Genomic DNA, 25,025 nt, shown 5'->3' with positions numbered 1-25,025 from the left:
TGACTGGCCAATCACCTGCCTGCAGCAATTCGGGATTATAACTGCACAATTCCAATGGCATCTTCATGCAAACTGCTTAAAAATAGCTTGCCTGCATGTTCGCGCACGCCCGTAATCATGTGATAGTCAGCTGGGTTGATTTCAATATTATGCACCAGCCTGCCATGAGCGTTATAACCCAGCACCTGTGCATGTCGCTTCACTGGCATGTTCAGGCGGCCAATCGTATGAGCCAAGCCTGTCCGCATGCCATAAGGCAATTTTTTTAGCCAGTGCAGGCGCCAGTCAGCGGCACTGGGAATTGCAATCCAGATGATGCCGGACTGACCCGTGGACATATTGTCGGGCACGCCGGGCAGTGCACTAAACAGGCTGGCATGCTTTGACACAATATTCATCTGCATCACCTGATTGTTTCCGGTTTCTGCCACCAGCACCATGGATTCATCGGACGACAGGGTCACACCATTGGCGAAAGCTAGCTTGTCTAGCAGGGTTTCCACATGACCATCCGGGTATAGGCAATGCAGCGCCCCGCTCATGGGATGCTGAATCAGATCCATTTGCCATTCATCTACGGCATGATGCTGTGATGAAGTACTAAAGAAAATCCGGCCATCACGGGCAATGCTGGCATTGTTGCACAGCCGTATCCGTTTGCCATTAATCTGATCCACCAGTACCCGCACTGCACTCGTGGAGATGTTGACCCGCAGTAACTGACCCAACTGGCCGTCACACACAATCAGATGGTTTTCATTTTGCACTTCAATGCCAAGAGGCCGCCCTTGCAGCGTAGTAATTAACTGGCTGGCCCCTGTGGTGGCATTAATCCGGAAAATTCGGCCATCAGCAAGGCCAGTCACCAACTCGCCACTGGGTAAAATAGCCACATCTTCCGGTGCAACACCGGGTACGGGCAATCGCTGGCAGGCATAGAGCATCGCATTGCTTCCTTTCTAAAATAGCTTCTTTTCCAAAATAACTTCCTTGCTAAAACAGCCCAGTACAGTGAGCATAACCCATTAACGTTAATGGCTTTACCTGACACTTTACCGGTGTGGTGTTTTTCGTTTTAAACGTCTATTTTTCAAATTTCAAACTGGACAGTAGCTGACTGGATAGTAGCTATAGCTGCCCCTTGGCTTTTTCCTATAAGGCATCCGCATAATAAGTGGCGATGGACCGACGAATCCGCTGCCAGTCCAGATGCTGGCCCGGATCAGTCTTGCGGCCGGGTGCAATATCAGAATGCCCTGCCAGATGCTGCCGGGTGTGGGGATAAGCCTGCTGAATACCAAGAATAACGGCAATCACAGCCACATATTGTTCATCAGTAAATGGCTGATCATCGGTGCCTTCCAGCTCAATTCCGATCGAATAATCATTACATTCCGGCACGCCCAGATAGCTGGAGCGTCCCGCATGCCAGGCCCGGTCATTGCATGACACAAACTGGATAATTTCACCGGTACGCAGAATTAGCACATGCGCTGATACTTTCAGTTCATGGATGGTTTGAAAATACGGATGGGCATTGGCATCAAGCTGATTTTGAAAAAACTGCTCAATATAACCGCCACCAAACTGGGCAGGCGGCAGGCTGATATTGTGCAGCACAATCAGGCGGACGCTGGCCTGCTCAGGGCGTGGGTTAAAATTGGGAGAGACCACATGCCGGATTGAAATCGGGCAGCCGCTATCAGGGCAGGAAGCTTGCAACCAGCCATCCGGATTAATCGTCAAGGGTGACCAAGCAGGAAAAGGTAATGCGTCATGGTCAGTGCCAGTGTCCATTGATGCAATACCTCATTGATTAAAATAAAAGTAAGAATGACTTTACAGGTTAGGCGGTGAGTTGTTTAAGGCCGCCCACCACTGATTGCAGGGCACGGTCAATAATCTGTGGCTGGTCATCGACCAGACGGGCACGGCCCTGACTCAGCTCAACCGCCAGATGCATTTGTGACATTTCAGCCACTTTAATACCGCGCCGATTGGCAAAAATCAGCTTTTCCATACTGCGGATACGCGCCACCAGCTTGTGACGTTCCAGCTGATCGGTGGCACTAAACTCAATCCATGCCCCCACTTTCAGGTGCTTGACCATTTGTACATACTTGTCACTGGCAGGCAGAGTTTCGCCTTGGTACAAATCCACCAGTTCCGATTTGGGCAACACCACACTCTTGAAGTCACTGGCTGAGCCGCTCACTGCCTGATCGACTGCAATCCGATCTACGCCATCAGCCCGCACATCCTGATCTTCGGTCAGCACTTCAACCACGGGTGTTTCAAGGCCATCAATGGTTTCCTGATGCACCCGGTCAATTTCACGCAGCAGGCTTTCAGACTTGATGGGATCAAAATTGACCGAAGACAGTCCTTTTTTTAAACTGTTGCTCAGCTTGGGCGCCACACTTTTTAAGCGTTCCAGCCATGCCGGATCTTCTTTAACCGGCATCATCGACCAGATTAACGCGTCCACCACCTTCACCGCCTGCCGCCATGATTCTGCATCCTTGCCATCCTTCAAGAAGGACAAATACAGCACATGACGCCAGCCTTCCTGCAACAGGCGAATCACTGCCATGGGCAGGCGGCGGCCAGTCAGCTTCTGGTTTAACACCAGTTGCACTTCACTGCGCGCCAGTTCAGCCTTGGCGCGGCGCTCTTCTGCCTCACGGGTACGCTGGTCTATCAGGGCAATGCGTGCCTGCTGTTCTTCATAAAACTTGTTGAAGTCTTCCAGCAACTCGGTAAACACGCTCATGTCGCTGGTAAAATCAGTCAGGATCTTAAAAACGGTTTCTTCAATTTTCTTATAGAGAATGTCCGATGCGGGTGCTTTTTCATCCCAGCCTACCCCGGCCTTGGCCAGACTATTGAGCAGCAAGCGGGCCGGATGTTTTTCAGTCTTGAAAAACTGGTCATCCAGCAAGGCAACTTTCAGCATGGGAATCTGCAAGCGACCGATCAGTGCCTTCATGGCCGTCGGCAAATCCTGATCATCCAGAATATAGTCAAACATGGCCGATACCAGATTGATGATATCGGTGTCTTTCTGGCCAATCAGCTCAACGGTGTCTTCATCATTTTGCAATTGTCCGCGAATGTGCTCACGTACTTCAGCCACGGAAGGAATATCGGCATTCACGGCCACTGGCGTGAGCGGCTGGATGTCCTGCAACTTGCTCAGGCGGGTCATCAGCTCGGTGGTGGCAATTAGTTGTTCCTGCGCCAGCGGAAAAATGTTTTGTGGCATTAAGGGTACACTGGCCACACTTTGGCTAATCTGGGCAAAATGCTGAGCCTGTTGCACCAGACGCGCCGGATCAACCACAATGCCACCTGTGGTGGTGGTTTGCAGCAACGGTGAATTCGGATCGGTATTAAGTTCAGTCACCTGCCCGCTGGTATTGCCATTACCACTGCCATCTGCCGAGCCGCTACCTGCATTTTTCTGGTTCAGGTCACGGATATCACGTAGCACATCCACCAGATCGGGTTCTTCTTCCTCAATAAAGCTACTGTCATCACTCACCCGGGTAGCAACAACCGGCACAGGTATTTGCGCCTGCTCCAGTGCATTACTCACCAGGGCAGTTACTTCGCGCATGTCCAACAGCGTGGCAAACTGCCGCAGCAAGACAGTTTTTTGCAGGATGGTCAGGTTATTGTCACCAAAGCACTCCGGCACCAAGTGTAATAAGACCTTGGGATGAAAAGGCAACTGGTCAGCATATTTCAGGGCAGGCAGCAAAGCGCTCAGGCGGTTAAAGGCATCAGTAATAACCTGATCGGCCTGATGCAGCAAACGGGTGGATAAGGTTTCGATAACAACATTCAGTTCAAGCTCGTCAGAACCTACCAGTGCAATGGAATCCAGCGACATGACAGGCGCAGGCGTGCCTTGCTCCTGAGGCTGATGCGCCAGTTGCTGGAAGTTTTGCCATTTTTCATTGAACAGCCCGGTAACCTGACTATTGATCTCATCACGGCGATGGCGCAATAATACAATAATGTCCAGATAGGCCTGTTGCTGACCATCAGGTATTCCTTCACATGCTGTCATCAGATAGGAAGGCAGCTCAGCAAGAAACGACTGAAATCTGGTTTGAAAATATGCAAGCACTTGAGGGCGCAATATGTCACTAAAGCGCAGCAATATTGCAGATCCGCTCGGTATCTGATTTTGACTACTCATGGCCATACACACTAATACAGTTATCGATCCTTGAACGCTTACTATATACTTGTTTGGCGATTCTTGGCGAGTTTTTTAACGCTTGAATTATGTATAATCGGTCACGATTTTACACGAATATTTGTTGTTTTATCTTAGTTTATTCAAATTTCTGGTTGGCGATATGATCTCTTCTGAGCTGCTTGCATGCGCGATTTCACATAATATTAATCAGGCCTTAAATGAAGATATCGGCACGGGTGATATTACTGCCTGTTTGATCCCCGAACATGAACAGGCGCGGGCTGTCGTAATCACCCGGGAAGACATGGTGCTGGCAGGCCAGCCTTGGGTCAATGCCCTGTTTGAACAGCTTGATCCAGCGGTTAAACTCAACTGGCTGCATGCTGAAGGCGCGCAGCTTAAGGCCAACGAGGCTTTTCTAGAGCTAGAAGGCAATGCCCGTAGCCTGCTGACTGGCGAGCGCCCGGCCCTGAACTTTATCCAGACCTTATCTGCTGTGGCAACCAAGGTGGCTGAATATGTGGTGCTGCTTGATGGCCTGCATACCAAATTGCTGGATACCCGCAAAACCCTGCCCGGCCTGCGGATTGCACAAAAATATGCCGTGGCGATTGGCGGTGGACAAAATCACCGCATTGGCCTGTTTGATGCGTTTTTGATTAAGGAAAACCACATCATGGCCGCGGGTGGTATTGCGCAGGCAATCGCGGCTGCACATCAGATTGCACCCGGCAAGCCCGTGGAGGTGGAAGTAGAAACCTTTGATGAGCTGGATCAGGCGCTTACTGCGGGTGCTGACATTGTAATGCTGGATAACTTTAGCAACCAGCAAATGACAGATGCTGTCAAGCACGTGGCTGGGCGCTGCAAGCTGGAGGCCTCAGGCAATATTGGCAAGCATAACCTGCGTGAAGTGGCGCAAACTGGCGTGGATTATATTTCCATGGGTGCCTTGACCAAGGATGTGAAAGCCATTGATTTGTCAATGCGACTGGTGAAGTAAGTTACGCATGAACCTGCTGGGTACAATGCCCAGCCTGCGTTTATTCTATATTTCAGACAAAAAAATCATTGCCTACTTCTTGCCATTGATAAAACCGTTTGCTGCCCAGTGACAGCATTTCCCTGTCCTCAATGGTATCGCCATAAACATAGACCTCTTCAAAATCAGAGAGGTCATATTTTTCAAGTATTCTGTTTTTCTTGATGATGCCACTACAATCTTGATGCTTATACATCCCTGTCAACATACCGTGGTTTTCTTCTATTTCGCTGCAAATCAAATCCAGCCCATGTAATTTACACCAAGGCTTTAAATACACATCCATTGACGCAGAAACCACTACAATTTTATCGCCTTGCGCCAAGTGCCAGTTAATCTGCTGCATAGCATTCGGGCGAAGCACTTGTGGCAGATCATTCTGGCTATACTCAAGGCCGGCTTTGCGTAACAGCGCAGCATCAGCTCCCTGAAATCCAAATTTAAAGATTTTTGACCTGATTACTGAACCTGATAAAAGTCCCAGTTTGTATCCCAAGATATAAGGCAATAATACTAGCTTGCCCCATCTGAGTCGCTTGGGATTGACCACTGTATAAATAAACGGTGTAAATGTATCGCTCTGCGTGATGGTGCCATCAAAATCAAACAATGCGATATTGGTCATGATATTCCTTTTATTAGTTTTTGAGATAGTTGGATATTCTGCTCTTTAATCTTTAATCTGATTGGTCACTTCCAGATACCAAATGGTTTTACCCCAGAAATTGTTTTTCAGTTTAGGAAAAGTATCACCTTGCTCAAAATAACGTTTTTCTGATTGATTAGCAGGACTCCACCACTGGCCTGAGTATGGGCAAATCTCTCCGCCAAAACCTTTTAAGTTTTCAGCCTGAATAGTTTCAGTAGATCCCCCTTCATCGGCAATTCGTTCAACCAAAGTCCACATAGTTTCAAAGTACATATTTTCACCCGTCTCAGAATTTCGACGAGTGTATTCAGGTGCTAAACCATTATCTTTCTCCGGACTAAATGCAATAAATGTTAAGCCCATGTCTAATTCTTCACAGATATATATACCTTTTTGAACTACTTTTTCTCCTGTTTTAATTTTTATCTCAGGATTAATGCGATAAATTGGATAGGAGGCTGGCAACTCTATATCAATATTACTAAATAGACTTAAACTGGGGAATTCTTTAGCAAGGAAGTCTTTCTTCCAAGATGTGGGATATGTATATTCAATAATCGAAGCATACTGCTTTGCTTTCGAATAATAATCAAAAGTTTGCCAAACCTTATCTGTGGGTAAATCATCCATCCAGTGCGGAGAAAACTCACTTAAACCTTTATCATTGGAACGAATCTCTCCAACACAATCTAAATAAGTAAAATCGCCTGCTTTGATTTTGGCATACGCATAATTAATCCGATCCATAGTACCGCGCAAATTCGGCAAGACAGTCCCACCCCAGTTAATATCAGCCTGTTCTGGTAATGGTAAATCTCGTAAATTATAAGGTAAGTTATGCATATAAATTTCAAATAACTCTTCCAAACCATCTAAAAAAAGATGATAGTTATTTCGCATGGTTTCAAAAAACTGTAGGGAACTAAACTGCTCTAATAAATAGGCTTCTTTCGGGTTAATGCTATAATTTTTCATTGTTTTTAATGTCCTGTAGTCTGAGGTTTATGCTCTAAGCGCGGAGCCAAACTATAATCTCCTAGATTGGTCTGTAATGTAGGCACACCAACCACGGAGAATTCACCAATCGACGAGTCTGTACCATAGCCCCAACCGGTTAATTTACGTTTACTTAAGCCCGATGAAATAAGGTCATCTGGGTCTAAAACAATTTGTATGCCACCACCTCTTAAATAAAATTCAGCCTCTTGCTGAGAGGCAGCGGGGCCTTCCCATGCATAAAGCTTTTTTCCTTTAGGTACCGTGTATTCAAGGTACTCACCATTCGTGTTCCACTTCGCCCAAACCGCAAATTTATCACGCCATTCTTCACGACTTTTTAATTTTAAAAACTCGGATTTTCTCATCCAGCAAATACTGTTATCTAAATTTCCTGGTGCTACAACTCTTACCAAAACTTCACCTTCGTGAAACACTCTATCCTTAATTAAACCTTCAGCAAAGGTGTTGTACTTGCTTTTTAAAGGATGCTCATAACCGCTTTTTAAAGCAGGCTGCGTATCACTAAGATCAGGATGAAAAGGTGTCACTGCTGTTTTAGGATTTACTTTTGCGGGTTCAAAAGGTAACGTACGTCCTTTCACCTTTTTATATACCCAATTTGGTTTATTCTTTCTAAATGCTGCTAACTCTTCGGCTTCGGAAACTCTTCTAAACTGCGTCAAATTCCTCACGTTCGTCGTTGCTTTAAAAGCCTGATCACTTTCCCTATCTATTCTGATTGCCAGCTTTTCTAAAAAATCTTGTATTGGTTTTAAAAATGTACCCAGCTTTTGATTGGCTAGATTTCTTATCTCAACCACGTCTTTCAGCATATTTTTTGCTTTAATCCCCACCCCGCGACTGGCATATTTATCTATAAAATTAACGGTTTCCTTAAGATAACCCAGTAATTTGTCAAAAACACTTAGCAACTCTTTTGTAGAAATAACTGCTTTTACTTCACGAATTTTAGTTGCAATGGATTTATAAATATTCGTAATGCCTTTACTTTTAATAGCTTTTTTAACAGCTGGACGGGCTAGAAATTTATTTAGCTCGGTAATTCCGCTTTCAATGGCGGGTTCAGCCATTTTATAAATATTGCCCCCTGTAAACTGAAGCGCTTTGGTAGCAGGCCGCAGCATAAAACGGCGCACAGGTGCCAGAATGACTTTAAAAATGCCTTTAAACAGTGAACCCAAAACAGGAAATAAACCAATTAAGGTGAGGATTAAACCAACCCATACCCAAGGATTATTAATATCTTCCTTAATTTTCATGCAATTCGCACAAAGATCACGTACATCACAGATCTGATCCACAAAGGGAATCATTGAAATAACTGTCCCTGTGGCAATTTGTGCAGTGCTTTGTTCCTCGGCAAAATCTCCCTGAATAACTACCCATAACCATTCAGCAATATCCTCAAGCGTTTCCTGACCTTTTTGAATTGCTTTATTAACAGGTGCGGCAATAGAAGCTAATGCATTTAATAAGTCTTTCTTTGAGGGTAAAAAATCTGTCATTTTGTAATCACTTTACTAATCATTTTATTTTTCAAACTTATTCAGTTGAGCCAGTACAGAATCATAAGTATCCCAAGGCTCATCTTTAATTGTGGTATTTTCCTCATATTCTACTTTTATGGCTTGCTCCGGCACATTTTCATGATAAGCCTTACCTTGCTGATCAAGTTTGCCCTCTATCGTCTGATTATTTTCAAAGAATATTTTATAGCCCAGATTAGCAAATGGCCGGTTATCTGCATCCAGATGCTCCAGAGCAATCCAGTTTTTATTCTGAAATTTCGGTAATACTGGTACGCTAATATCAATTTTCTCCCCGCCCAAAAACTGATGCTGCCCGGCTTTGGCTTCAAACTTGCCGCCAGTAATCACTTCAATGCCTTTAGCACTGATTTTGACTTGTGAGCCGCCTGCACTTAATACAGGCGTGGCAATCTCCAAACTATTGAAGGCTGGCTGTTGATTCATCTTATTGGCCTTATCTTTAATTATGATGCATTATTCAAATTAGTTCGCATTCTAACCAAACTCTGAATTTTTACCAAATGACTTTTATTATTGCAATCCAGCTTGAAGACAGTGTAGTAGTGGCTGCCGACAATCGCATGACAATTGAAAACAGTTTGGCTGAGAGTCGCCATGCCGATACCTTACAAAAAATCCGTTTCTGGCAGCAGGGCATAATAACTGGTACGGGTGAAAGCCTTACACTTGAACGAATTTTTAAATCTTTTCAACAAAGTAATAATCCTCAGCAATTACCTGCATTATTGCGTGATGCCTGTGATGCAAGGCGTCTGGAGATTGGTGAGCATGCACAACTTGAAAAAACCCGGCTGCTTTATTCTTGTTTTACTGGTTCAGGCATTCGCCTAAAGACGGTGGGCAGATTTGCAGAAGATATTGTGGTCAATGCAATCGACCCGATGACCATGGAATTATTCGTATTTAATGAGGACATCAGCCCAATTTATCAGGAGCTTATACATTTGCAGCAAAGTTTACGCAATCCGCAGCAATGTCGCTCTACAAGTGAGTGGATGAATACTTATATTGCGCCGCTCACGACCATTTTTAAAAAATTCAGTCAGGCAGATCAAACAGTGAGTGCCAGTTTTGATATTTATTTTCAAACCCCAACCCAGCAGTTCTTGCAGCATGTGAAAGCAACTGCTTAAACCAGCTTTAACGATATTTTTAAGCCGCCACACTCAATCAGACTAATGCAGGGTAGCGGCCCATCAAACTTAAGCCGCTATGTTTTAGGCTGGAGTTGCAGTAAGTTGGCATTTGGCCCATCTTCCAGCAACCAGATTGACCCATCCGGGCCTTGTTCTACTTCACGAATACGTGCGCCCATATCAAAGCGTTCAGCCTCATATGTCCTGTTGCCATTAAATTCAATGCGGATAAGCGCCTCTGAGGATAAGCCCCCAACAAAGGCATTATTTTTCCAGGCTGGAAACTGGTTACCGCTGTAAAACATCAGGCTGGAGGGTGAAATCACCGGAGACCAGCTCACGGCAGGTGCCTTGAATTCAGGCCGGGTGTCGTGGTCAGGAATGGGCGTGCCATCATAATGATCGCCGTTAGAAACCAGCGGATAGCCATAATTCTGGGCTTTTTCAATCAGGTTGAGTTCATCACCGCCCTTGGGACCCATTTCAATTTCCCACAGTTCACCTTTGGCATTAAAGGCCAGTCCCAGTGGATTACGATGGCCAAGGCTCCAGACCTGCGCCGCCACGCCGCCCTGACTGGCAAATGGGTTATCTGCCGGGATGCTGCCATCATCCTTAAGCCGGATGATTTTGCCCAGATTGCTGCGCATATCCTGCGCGGGATCAAACTTTTGCCGTTCGCCAGAGGAAATCCACAGCAGGCCGCTTTGATCAAAAGCAATGCGGTGGCCAAAATGTCCATCGCCTGAGACCTTGGGCACTTGCCGCCAGATGACTTGCAGCTCGGATAACTGGCCGCCACCCGTGTTGTTCAGTGCTAGCTTACCGCGTGCTACTACTGCGCCTTTGCCGCCTGTACCACTTTCAGCATAACTTAAATATACCAGTCCGTTTTTGGCAAAATCCGGATGTAGCACTATGTCGCCAAGACCACCTTGTCCGCCATAAGCCACTTGCGGGACGCCAGTAATGCTGCCGGTTTTTCCAGTTTTTATATCATAAAGCTTTAACTGGCCTTTTTTTTCAGTGACCAGTAAGCGGCCGTCCGGCAAAAAGCTCATGGCCCACGGTTCATTAAACTGAGCCACTTTGCGGCTGCTAAAGCTGGTTTTGCTGTCCACGACAGGGGCAGCTTCCGCAGCCACACTATTGGACGAATTATTGCAGGCCGCCAAACTCGCCATCAGGCCAGCCATGAGCAGGGTTAAGGTTGTACGCTTAAGCATGGATTTCTCCGTCAGGTGGCTTAAAGCCATACGGCCAGTCCACCCGTTTTTATAGGGTCGCTTCATATTAACAATTGAAGATCAGCATCTCATAAATTGACCATAAAACAGTTTTTACCCACCTGTGCATGAGTTTTGTGACGGTCTACCCTGAAAGTTTTGCAACATAAAAAAAGACGAGATAATTCTCGCCTTTTTTAATTTCCGGTTAAGCTTTAAGCTAGCGCCATATTTATCAAAACAGTGCTCATCAAGACAAGGTTCACCAGGACAGCACTTACCAGACTTACCAGCCCAGTGCTTTTTGCTGCGCCAGAATCAGCTCGGCAATTCCTTTTTCAGCCAGTTCCAGCATCTGGTTGCATTGCGCGCGGTTAAAGGGCTTGCTCTCGGCAGTGCCCTGCAATTCAATAAATTCACCAGATTGGGTCATCACCACGTTTAGATCGGTTTCACACTTGGAATCTTCTTCGTAGCACAAGTCCAGCAAGGCTTCACCCTGATACATGCCCACAGAAATCGCTGCCACCAGACCTTTTAGCGGGTCACTTTTCAGTTTTTTTTGTGCCTGCAATGCAGTCAATGCATCAACCAGTGCTACCGCGCCACCCGTAATGGCTGCTGTACGGGTGCCGCCATCAGCCTGCAATACATCACAATCAATGGTAATGGTATTTTCACCCAGTTTTTTGAGGTCAACCATCGCGCGCAGGCTACGGCCAATCAGGCGCTGAATTTCCTGTGTGCGGCCAGATTGCTTGCCACGCGCAGCTTCCCGGTCATTGCGGGTATGGGTAGAGCGCGGCAACATGCCGTATTCGGCAGTAATCCAGCCTTGGCCAGTACCTTTTAGGAAACGTGGAACGCTGCTTTCTACACTGGCCGTACACAGCACCTTGGTGTTGCCAAACTCAACCAGCACAGCGCCTTCAGCATAACGTGTATATTGACGGGTAAACGTTACAGGTCTTAATTGATCGTTACTGCGTTGGTCAAAGCGCATAGGATTTCCTTGGCTGGCGTTAAATTTTAAGAGGCATTATAACAGCACATCAAAACAAGATGATAATCTCAAACGTGATCTAATGCGCTTACTGCTCTATGGTATCAACCCAAGATGACACTACAGTAATAATCCGGTTTATTCATTTTTTATAATTTTGTTTTATTCATCGGGTTTGATTTCTTTAATTCATTACCAGCCTACTCAGCTAACTTAGTTATTATTTAATTATCTTATCTAATCAGCCAGATGTTAAAAAACCCTGCAACCATGAACTGGTACAGGGTTTCTTGCAGGTTTGACGCGAATGTTTAAATCAATTTAAGCAGCGCGGGCAAACAGGTTCTTCAGTGACAGCTTGGCACGAGTAGCCTTGATTTTATCAACCATCTGGTCAGGCAGTGAATGCTCAGCCAAACGTACCCACACGCTGGCAAACTGCTTGGCAAAGCTGGCTGAGTTGTAGTTCTGGCCATACTCTTCACACACGGCACGGACTTTAGGTGCCATTTCCTGATAACGGTTGGCAGGCACATCCGGGAACAGATGGTGTTCAATCTGGTGGCTTAAGTTACCGCTCATGAAGTGAATGATCTTGCCGCCGGTAAAGTTGCTTGAGCCACGAATCTGGCGCAAATACCATTCGGCCTTGGTTTCATTGGCGGTATTATCTTCAAGCATTTCGGCATCTTCAGTGAAGTGTCCACAGTAAATCACCGCAGATGCCCAGTAATTACGAATCAGGTTGGCGACAAAATTACCTGCAATGACCGGCAGGAACATGGGTCCAGCAATCAGCGGGAACAATACATAATCCTTGCCAAACTGACGCAACATTTTTTTGCGCAGGTTTTTAGATTGTACATACACTTCTTTCCAGGTTTTAGTACCCTTAAACAGCACCTGTTCCAGTTCCAGACGTTGCAAGGCTAGTAACCATTCAAAACCGGTTGATAAGAAAATACCCATGGGCACATTAAACAGGAAACGCGGCTCCCATTCCTGCTCACGGGTCATGCGCATCACGCCATAACCAATATCATGATCCTTGCCCAGTACATTGGTATAAGTGTGGTGCATATAATTATGAGTGTATTTCCAATCTTCACCAGTACACACGGTATCCCAGTCATAGTTGGCACCGTTTAAGGTGGGATCATTGAGCCAGTCAAACTGGCCGTGCATCACGTTATGACCCAGTTCCATATTTTCAACAATTTTAGACACACCCAGCATGGCTGTACCCAGCAACCAGACCGGTGGAATCCAGCCACCAAACATCAGCATGCCGCGTGAGGCAATTTCGGTGTAGCGTACAAAGTTACGCACCTTGTAGATATAGTCGGAATCTTCCTTGCCAATCTTGGCCATGGTCTCGGCACGAATGGCATCGATCTTACGGCCAAATTCCTGAATCTCATCAAAGCTTAATGCACGGCTTTTGCTTTTTGCGGCTTTTACAGCGTCATAATTAATGCTATTCATGATCTTTTACTCAATATATTGGTTTGCGTTTTAAAGGGCTGGCTTACAGGTCAATTTCAACAGGGCTGACCGCTTCGCTCACACATAACTTAATTTGCACATTGTTCTGGTCATTAATTTCGCCAGTCAGCTGATTCTTTACGGCACCACTGACTTTGGTACACACGCAGGTATTGCAAATGCCCATGCGGCAGCCAAATGATGGTTTTAAACCTGCTGCTTCGGCACTGGCCAGCAGGTTGCCACGGCCCTCAAATTCCTGCATGCTGCGGCGGAAATTCACCGGAACCGCTTGTGCATCATCACTCACGGTAACGGGTAAAAAGCTTTCCTGAGTCAGTTGCGCACTCCAGCCACGTTTTTGCCAGATCTGGCGGGTGGCTTTCATCAGGCCGGGTGCGGCACAGACATAGGTTTCGCGGTATTTGGCATCAACACACAGCTGATCCAGCGTGTCTTCATCAAAAAAGGCTGGCTTGTCGGCACTGTCCACAATAATGTGCAAATTGAAATGGGAATGCTTGGCCGCCAGTGCTTCCAGCTCGGCACGGAATGCCGGATCACGGGAATAATAAATCAGGGTAACCGGCAGTTTAGAGCGTTCAAGCGCTTGTCTCGCCAATGGAATCATGGGAGTAATGCCACTGCCCGCAGAAATCAGCAACACCGGATGATCATGTTTTTTTAAGGTAAATTCACCCATGGCAGGGGTAATTTCCAGCACATCACCCGCACGCGCATCATTGGCCAGATAGTTGGACACACGGCCCTGCTTTTTAATCCCCAGCACAATGGTTGAATCGCCAGGATGGCTCACCAGACTATAGGCACGTTGATGCTGCACTCCGTCAATCCGCACAGTTACCATGACAAACTGGCCGGGCTGGTACTGATTAAATTTGTTATTGGTACGCAAGGTCAGCTTGATCATGCCATCAGCAATCGGTTCAATGCTTTCAATGCGTGCCATGGTACGACGCAGGGTCCACATCGGATTCACCTTGGCCAGTACAAAATCAACAAAGTCTTCGCGAATCCAGTGTGGCTTGTAATTGCTGGTCTGTAACATGATGCGGCCCTCTTGCTTATCTTCTGATGTTGGTGTTCTGGATGTATTCACGTATTTGGCAGTTTGCTACGTTAGTGAACACTTGTTAGTATTGTGAACACTTGTACACTAATATAGCGTTTTTTAGATTTGAGTCAACACCTGTACACTGAATTTTTATAAAGAAGTTTATTTTTTTTGTTAAACTTGTTGCCTCATCAGTTTTTTTGGTCTGTCTGAATGTCGATCAGAGACGAACGCAAGCAACAAAGCCGTCAAGCCCTGCTGGAAGCGGCCCTGACCTTAAGCACCTCTGGACGTTCCTTTAGCACGATCAGTCTGCGCGAAGTGGCGCGTGAGGCTGGCCTTGTTCCCACCGCGTTTTACCGGCATTTTCAGGATATGGATGAGCTGGGCAATGATCTGGTGGATCAGGTGTCGATTAGCCTGCATCATCTGTTGCGCAGCCTGCGTGAGGGATATACCGTTAAGGCAGGTTCCAAAACCCGGCTCAGTATTGAACGGTTTTTTACTGCCGTTGACCAGTCCGCACGGCACTGGCTATTCCTGATTGGCGAGCGCTGGGGTGGCTCATCGGTCGTGCGTGATGCCATTGCGCGTGAAATTCATTTTTTTGTGGATGATCTGGCTGAAGACCTGAAAAAACTGCCTGCCTTTGAGCATGTTGGTGCCACGCAGGACTTGCAGATCATGTCGTCGATTTTGATTAATATGTCGTTTTCCTGGGCCATGACCTGGCTGAATTTGCCAGAAAAAAATAACCCAGCCACGTTAGCAGAACAGCGTGAACAACTGATTCAAAACACCACCAAGCAGGCGCAACTGATGTTCCGTGGCATTTCCAACTGGAATAGTGAAGCTGGCGACAAGTCCTGAGTCTAGCCTTTGTATAGTTAAAACAAACAGCCGTAAAAAAAGCCTCAAACAGTTGAGGCTTTTTTATGCGTTGAAAACAGCTTATTTTTTGGCAGGTGCTGGCTTTTTCACCAGTGCACGTTCTTTATTGATCAGGTAATTCACCACCTGAATCACTTTCTGGTCTTCACCTTTCACCACATACTTGCCGTTGACAACCAAGGCGGGAACACCATCCAGCTGGTAGGCCTGAGCCAGTTGCTTGGACTGGGCAATCTTGCCAGAAACTGCAAACGAGTTAAACATGGCATTAAACTTGTTGCTGTCAACGCCATAGCCCTGATAGAAATTCGCTAGTGATTTCTGGTCAAACAGGCGCTGGTTTTTCTGGTGAATGGCATCAAACAGGGGTTTATGGACTTTATTGGTCAGGCCCATCAGGTCAACTGCATAATAGCCACGGGCATTTTGTTCCCATACCGGATTCATGGCCGCCGGGCTGCGCACAAAGTTAATGTTGGCAGGCTTACTGGCCAGCCATGATGCCACATAAGGTTCCAGACGGTAGCAATGCGGGCACCCATACCAGAAGAACTCACGTACCTCAATCATGCCGGGTTTTTCCACTTTGCCCGGATTAGACAGTACGGTGTAATCCTTGCCTGCTACAAACGGTTCAGCAGCATTAGCCAAACCAGACATAGCCATTACAGATACGGTCATTGCACTTAAAACCAAATGTTTCATCTTGATCATACGTCCTGTGCGTGTATAAAAATTTTAGTAAATGGTAAAACATCTTGTGGGATAGTATATGTGGATTCTGTGAACTTTTGCACAAGGTCACTGTTTTTATTCAATGTTAGCGATTATGCTGGTTTACAATCAGCACATGCAAGGCCTACCAGCGTGATAGCGCCTGCAATGAATCATGTTGCAAAAATACTTTAAATTAACTTTTGGAATGTTGTGACTATGGCCTCTACAAATGGGTCCCCTACAAACGGGCCAGCTGCCAATGTGGATACACAGGAAATTGCCAAATTTGATGCACTGGCTGCAAAATGGTGGGATACCACACCAAACTCCGAGTTCTATCCCCTGCACCAGATTAATCCATTGCGCCTGAACTGGATTAGTGAACACGGCAATGGCATTAGCGGCAAGAAAATTGTTGATGTGGGCTGTGGCGGCGGCATTCTGGCTGAGTCCATGGCACGCCGTGGTGCAGAGGTGCTGGGTGTTGACATGGCAGAAGCCCCTCTAGCGGTGGCCAAGCTGCATGCCGAACAGGAAAATGTCACCAATATTACTTATCGCCGCGTCCCCGTAGAGCAACTGGCTGCCGAGCAAGCCGGACAATACGACATTGTGACCTGCATGGAAATGCTGGAGCATGTGCCTGATCCAGCCGCCGTGGTGCAGGCCTGCTTTGATCTGGTCAAGCCAGGTGGTCACGTGTTTTTTTCCACCATCAACCGCAACCCCAAGGCTTATTTATTTGCCATCATTGGCGCTGAATACGTGCTGCGTTTGCTACCGCGTGGCACGCATGACTTTAAAAAGTTTATTCGCCCATCCGAGCTGGCATCCTATATCCGTCAGGCAGGCTTAAGCTACGACCACATCATTGGCCTGCACTACAACCCGCTGACCAAATATTACTGGCTGGCGCCCAATGTGGATGTCAATTATATGGTGCATACGCGGAGGCCTGCTTAAATGAGCTTGCAACAGCCGCTACGTGCCGTCCTGTTTGACCTTGATGGCACCCTAATTGACACTGCCCCGGATTTTATCCGCATTATTCGCCTGATGTGTGAACAGGCACAAATTCAGGTTCCAACAGATGACCTGATCCGTGCGCAAGTGTCTGAAGGGGCACGGGCAATGGTCAACCTGATTTATCCTGATCTTGAGCTAAATAGCCCGCAGCTGCTAAAGATACGCCAGCAGTTTCTGGACATTTATGCCCAGAATATTGCGGTGGATACCTGCCTATTCCCACAAATGGAAGCATTATTAAGCGCACTGGATGAACTGGGTCTGCCGTGGGGTATTGTCACCAACAAGCCCCGCAGCCTGAGTGAATCATTACTGGCTGCCCTGAATTTAACTGAACGCTGTCAGGTGCTGGTGTGTCCTGATGATGTGAGCCGCACCAAACCTGATCCTGAACCCATGTTACTGGCCGCCAGTCAGCTTGGCTTAGCACCGGAACAAATTATTTATGTGGGCGACCACCCGCGCGATATTGAGGCCGGACGTGCAGCAGGAATGCCGACTGTATTAGCAGCATATGGCTATTTACCACCTGATCACAGGGATGATCTTGACGCATGGCATGCCAATCATATTGTCTACAATGTTGATGAATTAATTGAATTAATCCATCAATCGGCTCACCATTTACTCACAGAACAGGGCTAATCTGCATTATAGAATTTAACCGCAAGGCGAATAAACCATTGCTCTTGTACTGCTAGCGCATAGACTGTTGATCCCTTTCATAATTATTAATGAATAAATAAGAGGAAGCTATGATTGACCTAAAACATTATCAGCCCCGTACCGACCTGCTTAAAAACCGGGTTATTCTGGTTACGGGAGCCGGGGATGGCATTGGCAAAAGTGCTGCTCTCACCTATGCCCGCCACGGCGCAACCGTGGTGCTACATGGCCGTACCATTTCCAAACTCGAAGCCGTTTATGACCAGATAGAACAGGCTGGTGGCGCCAAACCCGCTATTTTGCCACTACATTTGGCCAGCACTTCGGAGCTGGAATATTCACAACTGGTGACCACCCTGCAAAACCAGTTTGGCCGTCTGGATGGCATTTTGCACAATGCTGGCATTCTGGGGCATCGCATTGCACTGGAGCAATACGATGTACAAACCTGGGATGAAGTAATGAATGTGAACCTGCGAGCGCCGTTTTTACTGACCCAGTCGCTGCTGCCACTCCTGAAACAATCGCAGGATGCCAGCGTCATATTCACCAGTAGCGGCGTCGGTCGTACTGCACGCGCCGAATGGGGTGCCTATAGCGTGTCTAAATTTGGGGTGGAAGCCTTAAGCACCATTTTTGCTGCCGAATTCGCCAGTAACCCGGCCATCCGCTTTAACTGTATAAACCCCGGTGCTACCCGTACCAGTATGCGCGCTGATGCTTACCCGCAGGAAAATCCGCAAATGGTGGCCACACCAGACAGTATTATGTCGGCTTACCTGTACCTGATGGGACCGGACAGCCGTGGTGTGAGCGGTGAATCAGTCGATGCCCAGCAACCTTAAGCCAGCCAGTAAAAAACGGGCCAGTACAGATAGGTGAATTCAGTTTTTTTCAGGCTGTGTTTTCACAAGGCCTGTAAAACATGATAAAACCTTAATCTTGCTTTTAGCCTTGTTGGCTAACCAGTCTGTTGCAAGCTGCTCATGAAATAACGCTTTGATGAGCGCACCCATTAATTTGTAATGCTTAAATAATCTGTATTTGCAAGGAAACCCTGCTCCTATGATAAAACCGCGCTTACGCCAGCAGCTTGCCGAGCTAACCGCCATTCCCAGTATTGCCTGCACCATGCCGGAGCAGGACATGTCGAATGTGCCGGTGATTGAAACACTGGCAAACTGGTTTGAAAGTGCCGGTTTCGGTTGCGAAATCATGCCGGTTGCGCCCGGCAAGGCCAACCTGATTGCCGTTCGTGCCGGAACTGATCCGCAAGCACGCGGCGGGCTGGTGCTGGCTGGCCATTCGGACACGGTGCCGTTTGATCAAAACCTGTGGCATAACGACCCATTTAAAATGACAGAACGTGATGGCAAGCTGTATGGACTGGGCATGGCCGACATGAAAGGCTTTTTTGCCCTGATTCTGGATGCGGTGGCCAATTATGCCAAGACGCCCTTTCGGGCACCGCTGATTGTGATTGCCACCTGTGATGAAGAAACCTCAATGGCTGGTGCCCGCGCCCTGATGGAACAATCCAAAGGACAGGGACGTTTTGTGCTAATTGGTGAACCCACCAACCTAAAGCCTGCGCGCCTGCACAAGGGGGTGATGCTGGAACGTGTGGTAATTACCGGCAAGTCCGGTCATTCCAGCGATCCCGAACTGGGCCGCAATGCCATTGATGCCATGCATGAAGTGGTCAACCGCCTGCAACAGTTTCGTACCAGCCTAAAAAAAATCCAACAGCCGCTGTTTCCAGTACCTTATCCCACCCTGAATCTGGGTTGTATTCATGGCGGTGACAATCCCAACCGCATTTGTGGCCTGTGTGAATTGCAGTTTGATGTGCGGCCACTGCCCGGCATGGAAATTGAAAATATTCGCGCTGATATTCGTCACCTGCTTAAAGGGATTGAACAGCAGTTTGGCGTTAGCATGCTGTATGAACCCGCCACCGCAGGTTCCGGTGCGGCTGAAACCCCGGCCAACTCACCGTTTGTACAAAAAATTGAAGGCCTGCTGGGAGAAACTGCCGGGGCGGTATCATTTGGTACAGAAGCGCCGTATTTTCGGGCGCAGAATATGGATACCGTGATTCTGGGGCCGGGTAATATTGAACAGGCACACCAGCCGGATGAATATCTTGAGATTAAAAATATCTCACCCATGCTGTTATTATTAAACCAGTTGATTCATTACTATTGCGTTCAGGGTCATGCAAAGATTTGATAAAACAGTACGCTTGAAAAACAGGCTAGCCATACTGCACTTTTTTATTATATTGCTATTTAGCTGGTTTAGCTCAGCCTATGCTGAAGAACTAAATCTACAAAGAAATCATTTAATTGTCGACAATGATCCATCCAGAGCAGTACTCCCCAAATTGAACCTCTCTTTCAATGATACAGAGCTATTAACCGGTAAAGTTCTTTACGCAGATCTGCCAGTACAACAACTTTCACCAATCGTCAAAGATCAAGTCGAACAATTAGAAAGAGAAGCATGGGAGCTTCATAACGTAGGGCTATATGAACTGGCATTTCCATTGTATATGGCAGCGGCAGAGCAAGGTAGCGCAACAGCTCAAGCTGAAGTTGCCCATTCTTACTTTCACGGATACGGCGTGGCGCAAAACCACCAGCAGGCAGCATTCTGGTATGAGAAAGCCGCAGCACAAGGCGATGCCTACTCTCAAGAAAAATTATGCTTGCTATTTGATGATGGACTGACCCAAGACCAGCAACAGGTGCGTTATTGGTGTGAAAGAGCTGCCTTACAAGGAGTAACTCAAGCAAAAAACAAATTGAAATTGTGGAAGCAGTAATTTCCGTCATCAACAGGTTTTTGACTTATAGCATGTAATTTTTAAAGTCATTCCCGCTCACGAATTATGCGTTATGTTTATGCTACTATAAAAAGCAACTAACAGTTCCCTTTGAGCTTTGTTTTAACCATGACAGACGAATTTTTGTGTCCAGACACCATGACAGAACAATACGTTCACTGGTTCCGTAACTCTGCGCCCTATATCAATGCCCATCGTGATAAAACCTTTGTGCTGATGTTTGGTGGCGAAGCAGTAAACCATGAGAACTTTCGCAACATTATCCATGATATTGCCCTGCTGCACTCACTGGGCATTCGCCTGATTCTGGTACATGGTGCGCGTCCGCAAATCAATGAAAACCTGATTGAATACAATCTGGAAACCCCATTTCATAATGACTTGCGCATTACCACCCGTGAAGCCCTGCGCTGCGTGCTGGATGCCGTGGGTTCTATTCGTCTGGAAATTGAAGCGCTGCTGTCGATGGGACTGGCGAATTCTCCTATGTATGGCGCGCGTATTGATGCGGTGTCCGGTAATTTTGTCACGGCGCGTCCGTATGGCGTGCGCGATGGTGTGGATTACCAGCTCACCGGTGAAGTGCGTTCGGTGGATGTGGATGCGCTGCAAAAAAGTCTGGCCAACCGCAATATTATTGTGCTTGGGCCAACTGGTTACTCCACCACCGGTGAAGTATTCAACCTGCTCGGGGAAGAAGTAGCGGTTAAAACTGCCATTGCGCTCAAAGCCGACAAGCTAATTTTTCTGGGTGAAAAAGAAGGCATTAGCGATGATGATGACCGCCTGCTGCGTGAATTAATCCCTAATGAAGTGGAACAATACCTGCGCAATAAGCCACTGGACAGCGAACTGCTACTGCATATGAAAGGCGCTGCGGATGCCTGCCGCGGTGGTGTGCGCCGCGTGCATATCATTTCCTATGCGCGTGATGGCGCGCTGTTACAGGAACTGTTTACCCGTGATGGTTCTGGCACACTGATTAGCCATGATCCGTATGAAGAAATCCGCACGGCTGATATTGACGATGTGGTAGGCCTGATTGAACTGCTGCGCCCACTGGAAGAAGAAGGCATTCTGGTGTATCGCTCGCGGGAACGGCTGGAAACCGAGATTGACAAGTTTGCCGTGATTGAACGCGACGGCATGATTGTGGGTTGTGCCGCCATGTATCCGATTCCAACCACGGGTGATGAAGTGCATGCTGCAGAAATTGCCTGTGTCGCAGTGCATCCCAACTACCGTAGTGGCAACCGGGGTGCCGAGTTACTGGATTATCTGGAAGCCAAGGCACGCAGCAAAGGCATCCATGATTTATTTGTGCTCACCACGCGCACCGCACACTGGTTTATTGAACAGGGCTTTGAGCCAGTACCCGTTGAAGCACTGCCCAATGCCCGGCAAGCGCTGTATAACTATCAGCGCAACTCCAAAATCTTTAAGAAGATGATTTAAACACTGGCATCAAAAACTGCCATGCTACAGCAATAAAAAAGCCACGCCGGTTTCAATCAGGCGTGGCTTTTTCATCGCCCTGAAATTTTATTGCTGAAACAACTCAGCCACGATTTCAAAACTTCTTAAGCGATCCTCAAAATCATATAAATCACCAGTAAAAATCAATTCGTCAGCCTTGGTTTGCTGCACAATATCTGTAAGTCGCTGCCTGATTTTCTCTGGCCCACCAATGGCGGCCATGCCTAAAAAACTATTTAAGCTGGCTTGTTCGTGCGGATTTAATTCACGCATCTGCCGGGTTGGCGGCTGGCTTTTAATACTCTTGCCCTGCATCAGGTTTAAAATGCGCTGGTACAAACTGGTGGCTAGATAATCGGCCTGTGCATCGGTATCGGCTGCAATCAATGGTACGCCTAGCATCACATATGGCTTGTCCAGTACCGCAGACGGCTGAAAATTTTCCCGGTATAGCTTGATGGCATCCATCATAAAGCGTGGTGCAAAGTGCGAGGCAAAGGCATACGGCAAACCTTTAGCGGCTGCCAGTTGCGCACTAAACAGGCTGGAACCCAATAGCCAGAGTGGCACATGCGTACCCTGCCCCGGCACTGCCTTAATGCGCTGGTCGGGTTGTGGCTCGCCCAGCAGGGACTGAATCATGCTGACATCCTCTGGAAATTCTTCAGCAGTTTCCAGATGATTACGACGCAAGGCCCGCGCCGTATATTGATCAGCGCCCGGCGCGCGGCCCAGCCCCAGATCAATCCGGTTGGGATACAACGTGGCCAGCGTGCCAAATTGCTCAGCCACCACCAGCGGTGAATGATTGGGTAGCATCACGCCACCGGAGCCCACGCGAATGCTGTGAGTATTGGCCGCCAGATAACCAATCAATACTGCTGTGGCCGAACTGGCAATGCCATCCATGTTGTGGTGCTCGGCCACCCAAAAACGGGTATAGCCCAGTTGTTCAGCATGCTGTGCCAGCGCCAGTGAGTTTTTAAGGGCTGTGACTGCATTACTATCATCACGGATAGGTGCCAGATCCAGAATCGAATATTTGCAGGATGACAAAACCGACATAGAGGTTCCTCATAAGCGCAGATAAATCCCAAACAGGAATTTAGGACTAAAAAAATCTGCCTAAAGTGTAGCGGGTTTTACCCACCGTACCGCCTGCAATTACATAAACATTAAAAACACAGCATTTCTTAACAGCCAGCAGCGCCAGTTTGCTTTAGGGTGAAATCATCAACTCAGCATATGGAGGAACACGATGTCTCACAAGCAAAACCAGCCTGCAGGCGGTCATAATGTAAAACAAGTGAACGGCCAGCTGGTACAGGATCATGGTGGTAATGACCAGGACAACCGCAATCAAAGTACGCGTGACCAGCGTAATAAAGGTCAGGGGCCAGAAGGCGGTCAAACCAACCACAATAACTATCAGCAATCACGTCGATAGTGAATTTTTGCAAGACACAAAAAGCATGGGTTTTAGCCCATGCTTTTTGTTTTGAATGATTAAAATAAGAAGATTAATAACGAAACTTGATTTCGACCAGATGAAAACCAAACTGGCTTTTAATCGGGCCATGGATTACTTTTTCAGGCTTGGAAAACACCACTGTATCAATAGGTTTTACCAACTGGCCTTTTTTAATTTCACCCAGCTCACCACCTTTTTTTGCAGAATTGCAAGTCGAGTGCTGCTTGGCCAGTTTGGCAAAATCGGCGCCATTCGCCAGTTGGACTTTAAGCTGTTCAGCCTGTTCACGGGTTTTGACCAGAATATGACGGACGATAGCGGGCATGACAATTAGTGAAGTTTTATAATGGGATGTTTATTTTATATCACATAAATAAAAGGAATAGGATGCAACAAGCAATTACCGGTTTTCATCAGGATGACGAACTCCATTGGGTGGTAGAACTAGCCTGTGGGCATCAGCAGCATGTTCGGCATAATCCACCGTGGCAAAATCGTCCGTGGGTGATCACTGCTGAAGGGCGTGCAAAGATGCTTGGGATGATATTGGAATGTCGGGTATGTGATAAATCATTACACAAGTAGGTTTAACAAAGCTTAATACGCTGGCTAATAGATAAATGTTCAATTTTGAGTTCGGAGATGTACTGCATAACTTGGAATAATAACTTCCAGATCAATTTCTTTTAACTCTTTATCTGTTAAAGCATCTAAACTTAATTCCATATATTCAATATCATACCAAGGCATTTTAATTGCCTTTGAATTATAAAAAAACTGATCTTCAGCATTATAATATAAACGTTCTCCCCAAATTGACTGAATATTAAAACCTCTGTTTTTATCTATAAGAATATTAATTATCTTTATCCAACTATCACGCTTATAAGGAAATTTATTAACTCTTTCAAAATGTTTAGTAATTAAAGAGCTTGCTTCTTTTAGAACATGCGTGTCATAAGACTCAGACCACTCTAAGCCCATGTATTTCCATGCCGATAAATCCTCTACAGCTTTCATAGATAAAATAAGAGCCTGTGAACGAGCAAAAGCTTGATAAGCAAAAAGATAATTCTCTTGCGATATGACTATTAAATCAACATCACTCCAGAAGCCAAGTTGCAATTGATCAGAGGCAAGTAGTAATTCACTACGGAATTGACTTTTCCATCCCTCTGCTGAAAAAATTTGAAGGTTATTTGCTGTAATCTTATAAACTGCGGCCAACAAATTGTAATTTATATTAGAAATATCAATCATCTGAGCTCTTCTATCTAATAAGAGCTGAAAATAAGCTCAGCTACCCAATACTCTAAAATCATAAAGAAGGGCGCATACGCATCCTTCTTTATTTGAGAGAATTCCAGAAACCAATTATGCCCTCATCACATAGGGCGCGCGTTCGCTAGGCAAGACGCGGTGCGTCTTGAAATCCCAGTGCTGCCGCGGACATATGAGGTGCATTGCACCGCAAGGGCGTAAAATCAGCAAAATGAATTGCATTTTGAAATCCTACTGCCGCGAGCATAGCTCT

26 protein-coding genes are annotated in these 25,025 nt (G+C 46.7%); 11 read left to right on the top strand and 15 right to left on the bottom strand.

Annotation, left to right across the window (positions count from 1 at the left end):
- Positions 1–35 precede the first annotated feature (35 nt).
- The 3 genes from Q337_RS0114815 to Q337_RS18485 form a co-directional block, all read right to left on the bottom strand.
- Positions 36–944 (bottom strand): SMP-30/gluconolactonase/LRE family protein, encoded by a 909-nt coding sequence (locus Q337_RS0114815; RefSeq protein WP_026472247.1) that lies wholly within the window; start codon positions 942–944, stop codon positions 36–38.
- 208 nt (positions 945–1,152) lie between these two features.
- Positions 1,153–1,797, bottom strand: coding sequence for a 1,6-anhydro-N-acetylmuramyl-L-alanine amidase AmpD (gene ampD, locus Q337_RS18000; protein WP_084494882.1), 645 nt, complete (start codon positions 1,795–1,797; stop codon positions 1,153–1,155).
- 49 nt (positions 1,798–1,846) lie between these two features.
- Positions 1,847–4,207 carry a DUF1631 family protein gene (locus Q337_RS18485; RefSeq protein WP_169733774.1) on the bottom strand — a complete coding sequence of 787 codons (2,361 nt, stop codon included), beginning with the start codon at positions 4,205–4,207 and terminating at the stop codon, positions 1,847–1,849.
- Positions 4,208–4,370: 163 nt separating this feature from the next.
- On the opposite strand from Q337_RS18485, the gene nadC reads away from it, so the two are divergent.
- Positions 4,371–5,213, top strand: coding sequence for a carboxylating nicotinate-nucleotide diphosphorylase (nadC, locus tag Q337_RS0114800; protein ID WP_034280615.1), 843 nt, complete (start codon positions 4,371–4,373; stop codon positions 5,211–5,213).
- A 52-nt stretch (positions 5,214–5,265) separates the two neighbouring features.
- On the opposite strand, the gene Q337_RS0114795 is transcribed toward nadC, so the two are convergent.
- From Q337_RS0114795 to Q337_RS0114780, 4 genes are read right to left on the bottom strand one after another with little or no spacing between them, the layout of a single operon-like run.
- Positions 5,266–5,877 (bottom strand): HAD-IB family phosphatase, encoded by a 612-nt coding sequence (locus tag Q337_RS0114795; RefSeq protein WP_026472245.1) that lies wholly within the window; start codon positions 5,875–5,877, stop codon positions 5,266–5,268.
- A 45-nt stretch (positions 5,878–5,922) separates the two neighbouring features.
- Complete coding sequence (locus Q337_RS0114790) at positions 5,923–6,876, bottom strand: hypothetical protein (protein ID WP_026472244.1); 954 nt, start codon at positions 6,874–6,876, stop codon at positions 5,923–5,925.
- Between the two features lie 5 nt (positions 6,877–6,881).
- Positions 6,882–8,426 (bottom strand): hypothetical protein, encoded by a 1,545-nt coding sequence (locus tag Q337_RS0114785; protein WP_026472243.1) that lies wholly within the window; start codon positions 8,424–8,426, stop codon positions 6,882–6,884.
- A gap of 24 nt (positions 8,427–8,450) precedes the next feature.
- Positions 8,451–8,894, bottom strand: coding sequence for a hypothetical protein (locus Q337_RS0114780; protein ID WP_026472242.1), 444 nt, complete (start codon positions 8,892–8,894; stop codon positions 8,451–8,453).
- Positions 8,895–8,971: 77 nt separating this feature from the next.
- Here Q337_RS0114780 and Q337_RS17990 point away from each other — a divergent pair, with 77 nt between their 5' ends.
- Positions 8,972–9,604 carry a hypothetical protein gene (locus Q337_RS17990; protein WP_051526931.1) on the top strand — a complete coding sequence of 211 codons (633 nt, stop codon included), beginning with the start codon at positions 8,972–8,974 and terminating at the stop codon, positions 9,602–9,604.
- A gap of 77 nt (positions 9,605–9,681) precedes the next feature.
- Here the strand turns inward: Q337_RS17990 and Q337_RS0114770 are convergent, their stop codons facing one another.
- From Q337_RS0114770 to Q337_RS0114755, 4 genes are all read right to left on the bottom strand, one after another.
- Positions 9,682–10,833 carry a PQQ-dependent sugar dehydrogenase gene (locus Q337_RS0114770; protein ID WP_026472241.1) on the bottom strand — a complete coding sequence of 384 codons (1,152 nt, stop codon included), beginning with the start codon at positions 10,831–10,833 and terminating at the stop codon, positions 9,682–9,684.
- Between the two features lie 286 nt (positions 10,834–11,119).
- On the bottom strand, positions 11,120–11,836 hold the full coding sequence (rph, locus tag Q337_RS0114765) for a ribonuclease PH (protein WP_026472240.1): 717 nt from the start codon (positions 11,834–11,836) through the stop codon (positions 11,120–11,122).
- 321 nt (positions 11,837–12,157) lie between these two features.
- Entirely contained in the window at positions 12,158–13,321 is a 1,164-nt protein-coding gene (locus Q337_RS0114760; RefSeq protein ID WP_034280610.1) for a fatty acid desaturase family protein, read from the bottom strand.
- Positions 13,322–13,364: 43 nt separating this feature from the next.
- Positions 13,365–14,390 (bottom strand): ferredoxin reductase, encoded by a 1,026-nt coding sequence (locus tag Q337_RS0114755; protein ID WP_026472238.1) that lies wholly within the window; start codon positions 14,388–14,390, stop codon positions 13,365–13,367.
- A 219-nt stretch (positions 14,391–14,609) separates the two neighbouring features.
- On the opposite strand from Q337_RS0114755, the gene Q337_RS0114750 reads away from it, so the two are divergent.
- Entirely contained in the window at positions 14,610–15,266 is a 657-nt protein-coding gene (locus Q337_RS0114750; protein ID WP_026472237.1) for a TetR family transcriptional regulator, read from the top strand.
- An 81-nt stretch (positions 15,267–15,347) separates the two neighbouring features.
- Here Q337_RS0114750 and Q337_RS0114745 read toward each other — a convergent pair whose 3' ends face one another.
- Entirely contained in the window at positions 15,348–15,992 is a 645-nt protein-coding gene (locus Q337_RS0114745) for a thiol:disulfide interchange protein DsbA/DsbL (protein WP_026472236.1), read from the bottom strand.
- Positions 15,993–16,220: 228 nt separating this feature from the next.
- Here Q337_RS0114745 and ubiG point away from each other — a divergent pair, with 228 nt between their 5' ends.
- From ubiG to argA, 6 genes are all read left to right on the top strand, one after another.
- Positions 16,221–16,967, top strand: coding sequence for a bifunctional 2-polyprenyl-6-hydroxyphenol methylase/3-demethylubiquinol 3-O-methyltransferase UbiG (gene ubiG / locus Q337_RS0114740; RefSeq protein ID WP_051526930.1), 747 nt, complete (start codon positions 16,221–16,223; stop codon positions 16,965–16,967).
- Positions 16,968–17,675: an HAD family hydrolase gene (locus Q337_RS0114735; RefSeq protein ID WP_026472234.1), complete on the top strand. Its 708-nt coding sequence runs from the start codon at positions 16,968–16,970 to the stop codon at positions 17,673–17,675.
- Positions 17,676–17,788: 113 nt separating this feature from the next.
- Entirely contained in the window at positions 17,789–18,541 is a 753-nt protein-coding gene (locus Q337_RS0114730; RefSeq protein ID WP_026472233.1) for a YciK family oxidoreductase, read from the top strand.
- Between the two features lie 220 nt (positions 18,542–18,761).
- Positions 18,762–19,928: an acetylornithine deacetylase gene (gene argE / locus Q337_RS0114720; RefSeq protein WP_026472232.1), complete on the top strand. Its 1,167-nt coding sequence runs from the start codon at positions 18,762–18,764 to the stop codon at positions 19,926–19,928.
- Positions 19,915–20,523, top strand: coding sequence for a tetratricopeptide repeat protein (locus Q337_RS18480; protein ID WP_051526929.1), 609 nt, complete (start codon positions 19,915–19,917; stop codon positions 20,521–20,523). The genes argE and Q337_RS18480 overlap by 14 nt, the downstream gene beginning before the upstream one ends.
- A gap of 129 nt (positions 20,524–20,652) precedes the next feature.
- Positions 20,653–21,999 carry an amino-acid N-acetyltransferase gene (gene argA / locus Q337_RS0114710; RefSeq protein WP_026472231.1) on the top strand — a complete coding sequence of 449 codons (1,347 nt, stop codon included), beginning with the start codon at positions 20,653–20,655 and terminating at the stop codon, positions 21,997–21,999.
- An 87-nt stretch (positions 22,000–22,086) separates the two neighbouring features.
- Here argA and Q337_RS0114705 read toward each other — a convergent pair whose 3' ends face one another.
- Complete coding sequence (locus Q337_RS0114705; RefSeq protein ID WP_026472230.1) at positions 22,087–23,085, bottom strand: LLM class flavin-dependent oxidoreductase; 999 nt, start codon at positions 23,083–23,085, stop codon at positions 22,087–22,089.
- 193 nt (positions 23,086–23,278) lie between these two features.
- On the opposite strand from Q337_RS0114705, the gene Q337_RS0114700 reads away from it, so the two are divergent.
- Entirely contained in the window at positions 23,279–23,467 is a 189-nt protein-coding gene (locus Q337_RS0114700) for a hypothetical protein (protein ID WP_026472229.1), read from the top strand.
- Between the two features lie 73 nt (positions 23,468–23,540).
- Here the strand turns inward: Q337_RS0114700 and Q337_RS0114695 are convergent, their stop codons facing one another.
- A complete protein-coding gene (locus Q337_RS0114695; protein WP_034280604.1) occupies positions 23,541–23,816 on the bottom strand; it encodes a peptidylprolyl isomerase in 276 nt (91 codons plus the stop codon).
- Positions 23,817–23,878: 62 nt separating this feature from the next.
- Between Q337_RS0114695 and Q337_RS0114690 the strand changes: the two genes are divergently transcribed.
- Positions 23,879–24,076, top strand: coding sequence for a DUF3565 domain-containing protein (locus Q337_RS0114690; protein ID WP_026472227.1), 198 nt, complete (start codon positions 23,879–23,881; stop codon positions 24,074–24,076).
- Positions 24,077–24,115: 39 nt separating this feature from the next.
- Here Q337_RS0114690 and Q337_RS0114685 read toward each other — a convergent pair whose 3' ends face one another.
- On the bottom strand, positions 24,116–24,751 hold the full coding sequence (locus Q337_RS0114685) for a hypothetical protein (RefSeq protein ID WP_026472226.1): 636 nt from the start codon (positions 24,749–24,751) through the stop codon (positions 24,116–24,118).
- Positions 24,752–25,025 lie beyond the last annotated feature (274 nt).

The organism is Alkanindiges illinoisensis DSM 15370, assembly GCF_000619845.1.
GTDB lineage: Bacteria > Pseudomonadota > Gammaproteobacteria > Pseudomonadales > Moraxellaceae > Alkanindiges > Alkanindiges illinoisensis.
This window is presented reverse-complemented; position numbering and strand designations above follow the sequence as displayed.

Coding starts and splice junctions, on each gene's coding strand:
- Q337_RS0114815 (WP_026472247.1), bottom strand. CDS start 944: ATGCTCTATGCCTGCCAGCGATTGCCCGTACCCGGTGTTGCACCGGAA.
- ampD (WP_084494882.1), bottom strand. CDS start 1,797: ATGGACACTGGCACTGACCATGACGCATTACCTTTTCCTGCTTGGTCA.
- Q337_RS18485 (WP_169733774.1), bottom strand. CDS start 4,207: ATGAGTAGTCAAAATCAGATACCGAGCGGATCTGCAATATTGCTGCGC.
- nadC (WP_034280615.1), top strand. CDS start 4,371: ATGATCTCTTCTGAGCTGCTTGCATGCGCGATTTCACATAATATTAAT.
- Q337_RS0114795 (WP_026472245.1), bottom strand. CDS start 5,877: ATGACCAATATCGCATTGTTTGATTTTGATGGCACCATCACGCAGAGC.
- Q337_RS0114790 (WP_026472244.1), bottom strand. CDS start 6,876: ATGAAAAATTATAGCATTAACCCGAAAGAAGCCTATTTATTAGAGCAG.
- Q337_RS0114785 (WP_026472243.1), bottom strand. CDS start 8,426: ATGACAGATTTTTTACCCTCAAAGAAAGACTTATTAAATGCATTAGCT.
- Q337_RS0114780 (WP_026472242.1), bottom strand. CDS start 8,894: ATGAATCAACAGCCAGCCTTCAATAGTTTGGAGATTGCCACGCCTGTA.
- Q337_RS17990 (WP_051526931.1), top strand. CDS start 8,972: ATGACTTTTATTATTGCAATCCAGCTTGAAGACAGTGTAGTAGTGGCT.
- Q337_RS0114770 (WP_026472241.1), bottom strand. CDS start 10,833: ATGCTTAAGCGTACAACCTTAACCCTGCTCATGGCTGGCCTGATGGCG.
- rph (WP_026472240.1), bottom strand. CDS start 11,836: ATGCGCTTTGACCAACGCAGTAACGATCAATTAAGACCTGTAACGTTT.
- Q337_RS0114760 (WP_034280610.1), bottom strand. CDS start 13,321: ATGAATAGCATTAATTATGACGCTGTAAAAGCCGCAAAAAGCAAAAGC.
- Q337_RS0114755 (WP_026472238.1), bottom strand. CDS start 14,390: ATGTTACAGACCAGCAATTACAAGCCACACTGGATTCGCGAAGACTTT.
- Q337_RS0114750 (WP_026472237.1), top strand. CDS start 14,610: ATGTCGATCAGAGACGAACGCAAGCAACAAAGCCGTCAAGCCCTGCTG.
- Q337_RS0114745 (WP_026472236.1), bottom strand. CDS start 15,992: ATGAAACATTTGGTTTTAAGTGCAATGACCGTATCTGTAATGGCTATG.
- ubiG (WP_051526930.1), top strand. CDS start 16,221: ATGGCCTCTACAAATGGGTCCCCTACAAACGGGCCAGCTGCCAATGTG.
- Q337_RS0114735 (WP_026472234.1), top strand. CDS start 16,968: ATGAGCTTGCAACAGCCGCTACGTGCCGTCCTGTTTGACCTTGATGGC.
- argE (WP_026472232.1), top strand. CDS start 18,762: ATGATAAAACCGCGCTTACGCCAGCAGCTTGCCGAGCTAACCGCCATT.
- Q337_RS18480 (WP_051526929.1), top strand. CDS start 19,915: ATGCAAAGATTTGATAAAACAGTACGCTTGAAAAACAGGCTAGCCATA.
- argA (WP_026472231.1), top strand. CDS start 20,653: ATGACAGACGAATTTTTGTGTCCAGACACCATGACAGAACAATACGTT.
- Q337_RS0114705 (WP_026472230.1), bottom strand. CDS start 23,085: ATGTCGGTTTTGTCATCCTGCAAATATTCGATTCTGGATCTGGCACCT.
- Q337_RS0114700 (WP_026472229.1), top strand. CDS start 23,279: ATGTCTCACAAGCAAAACCAGCCTGCAGGCGGTCATAATGTAAAACAA.
- Q337_RS0114695 (WP_034280604.1), bottom strand. CDS start 23,816: ATGCCCGCTATCGTCCGTCATATTCTGGTCAAAACCCGTGAACAGGCT.
- Q337_RS0114690 (WP_026472227.1), top strand. CDS start 23,879: ATGCAACAAGCAATTACCGGTTTTCATCAGGATGACGAACTCCATTGG.
- Q337_RS0114685 (WP_026472226.1), bottom strand. CDS start 24,751: ATGATTGATATTTCTAATATAAATTACAATTTGTTGGCCGCAGTTTAT.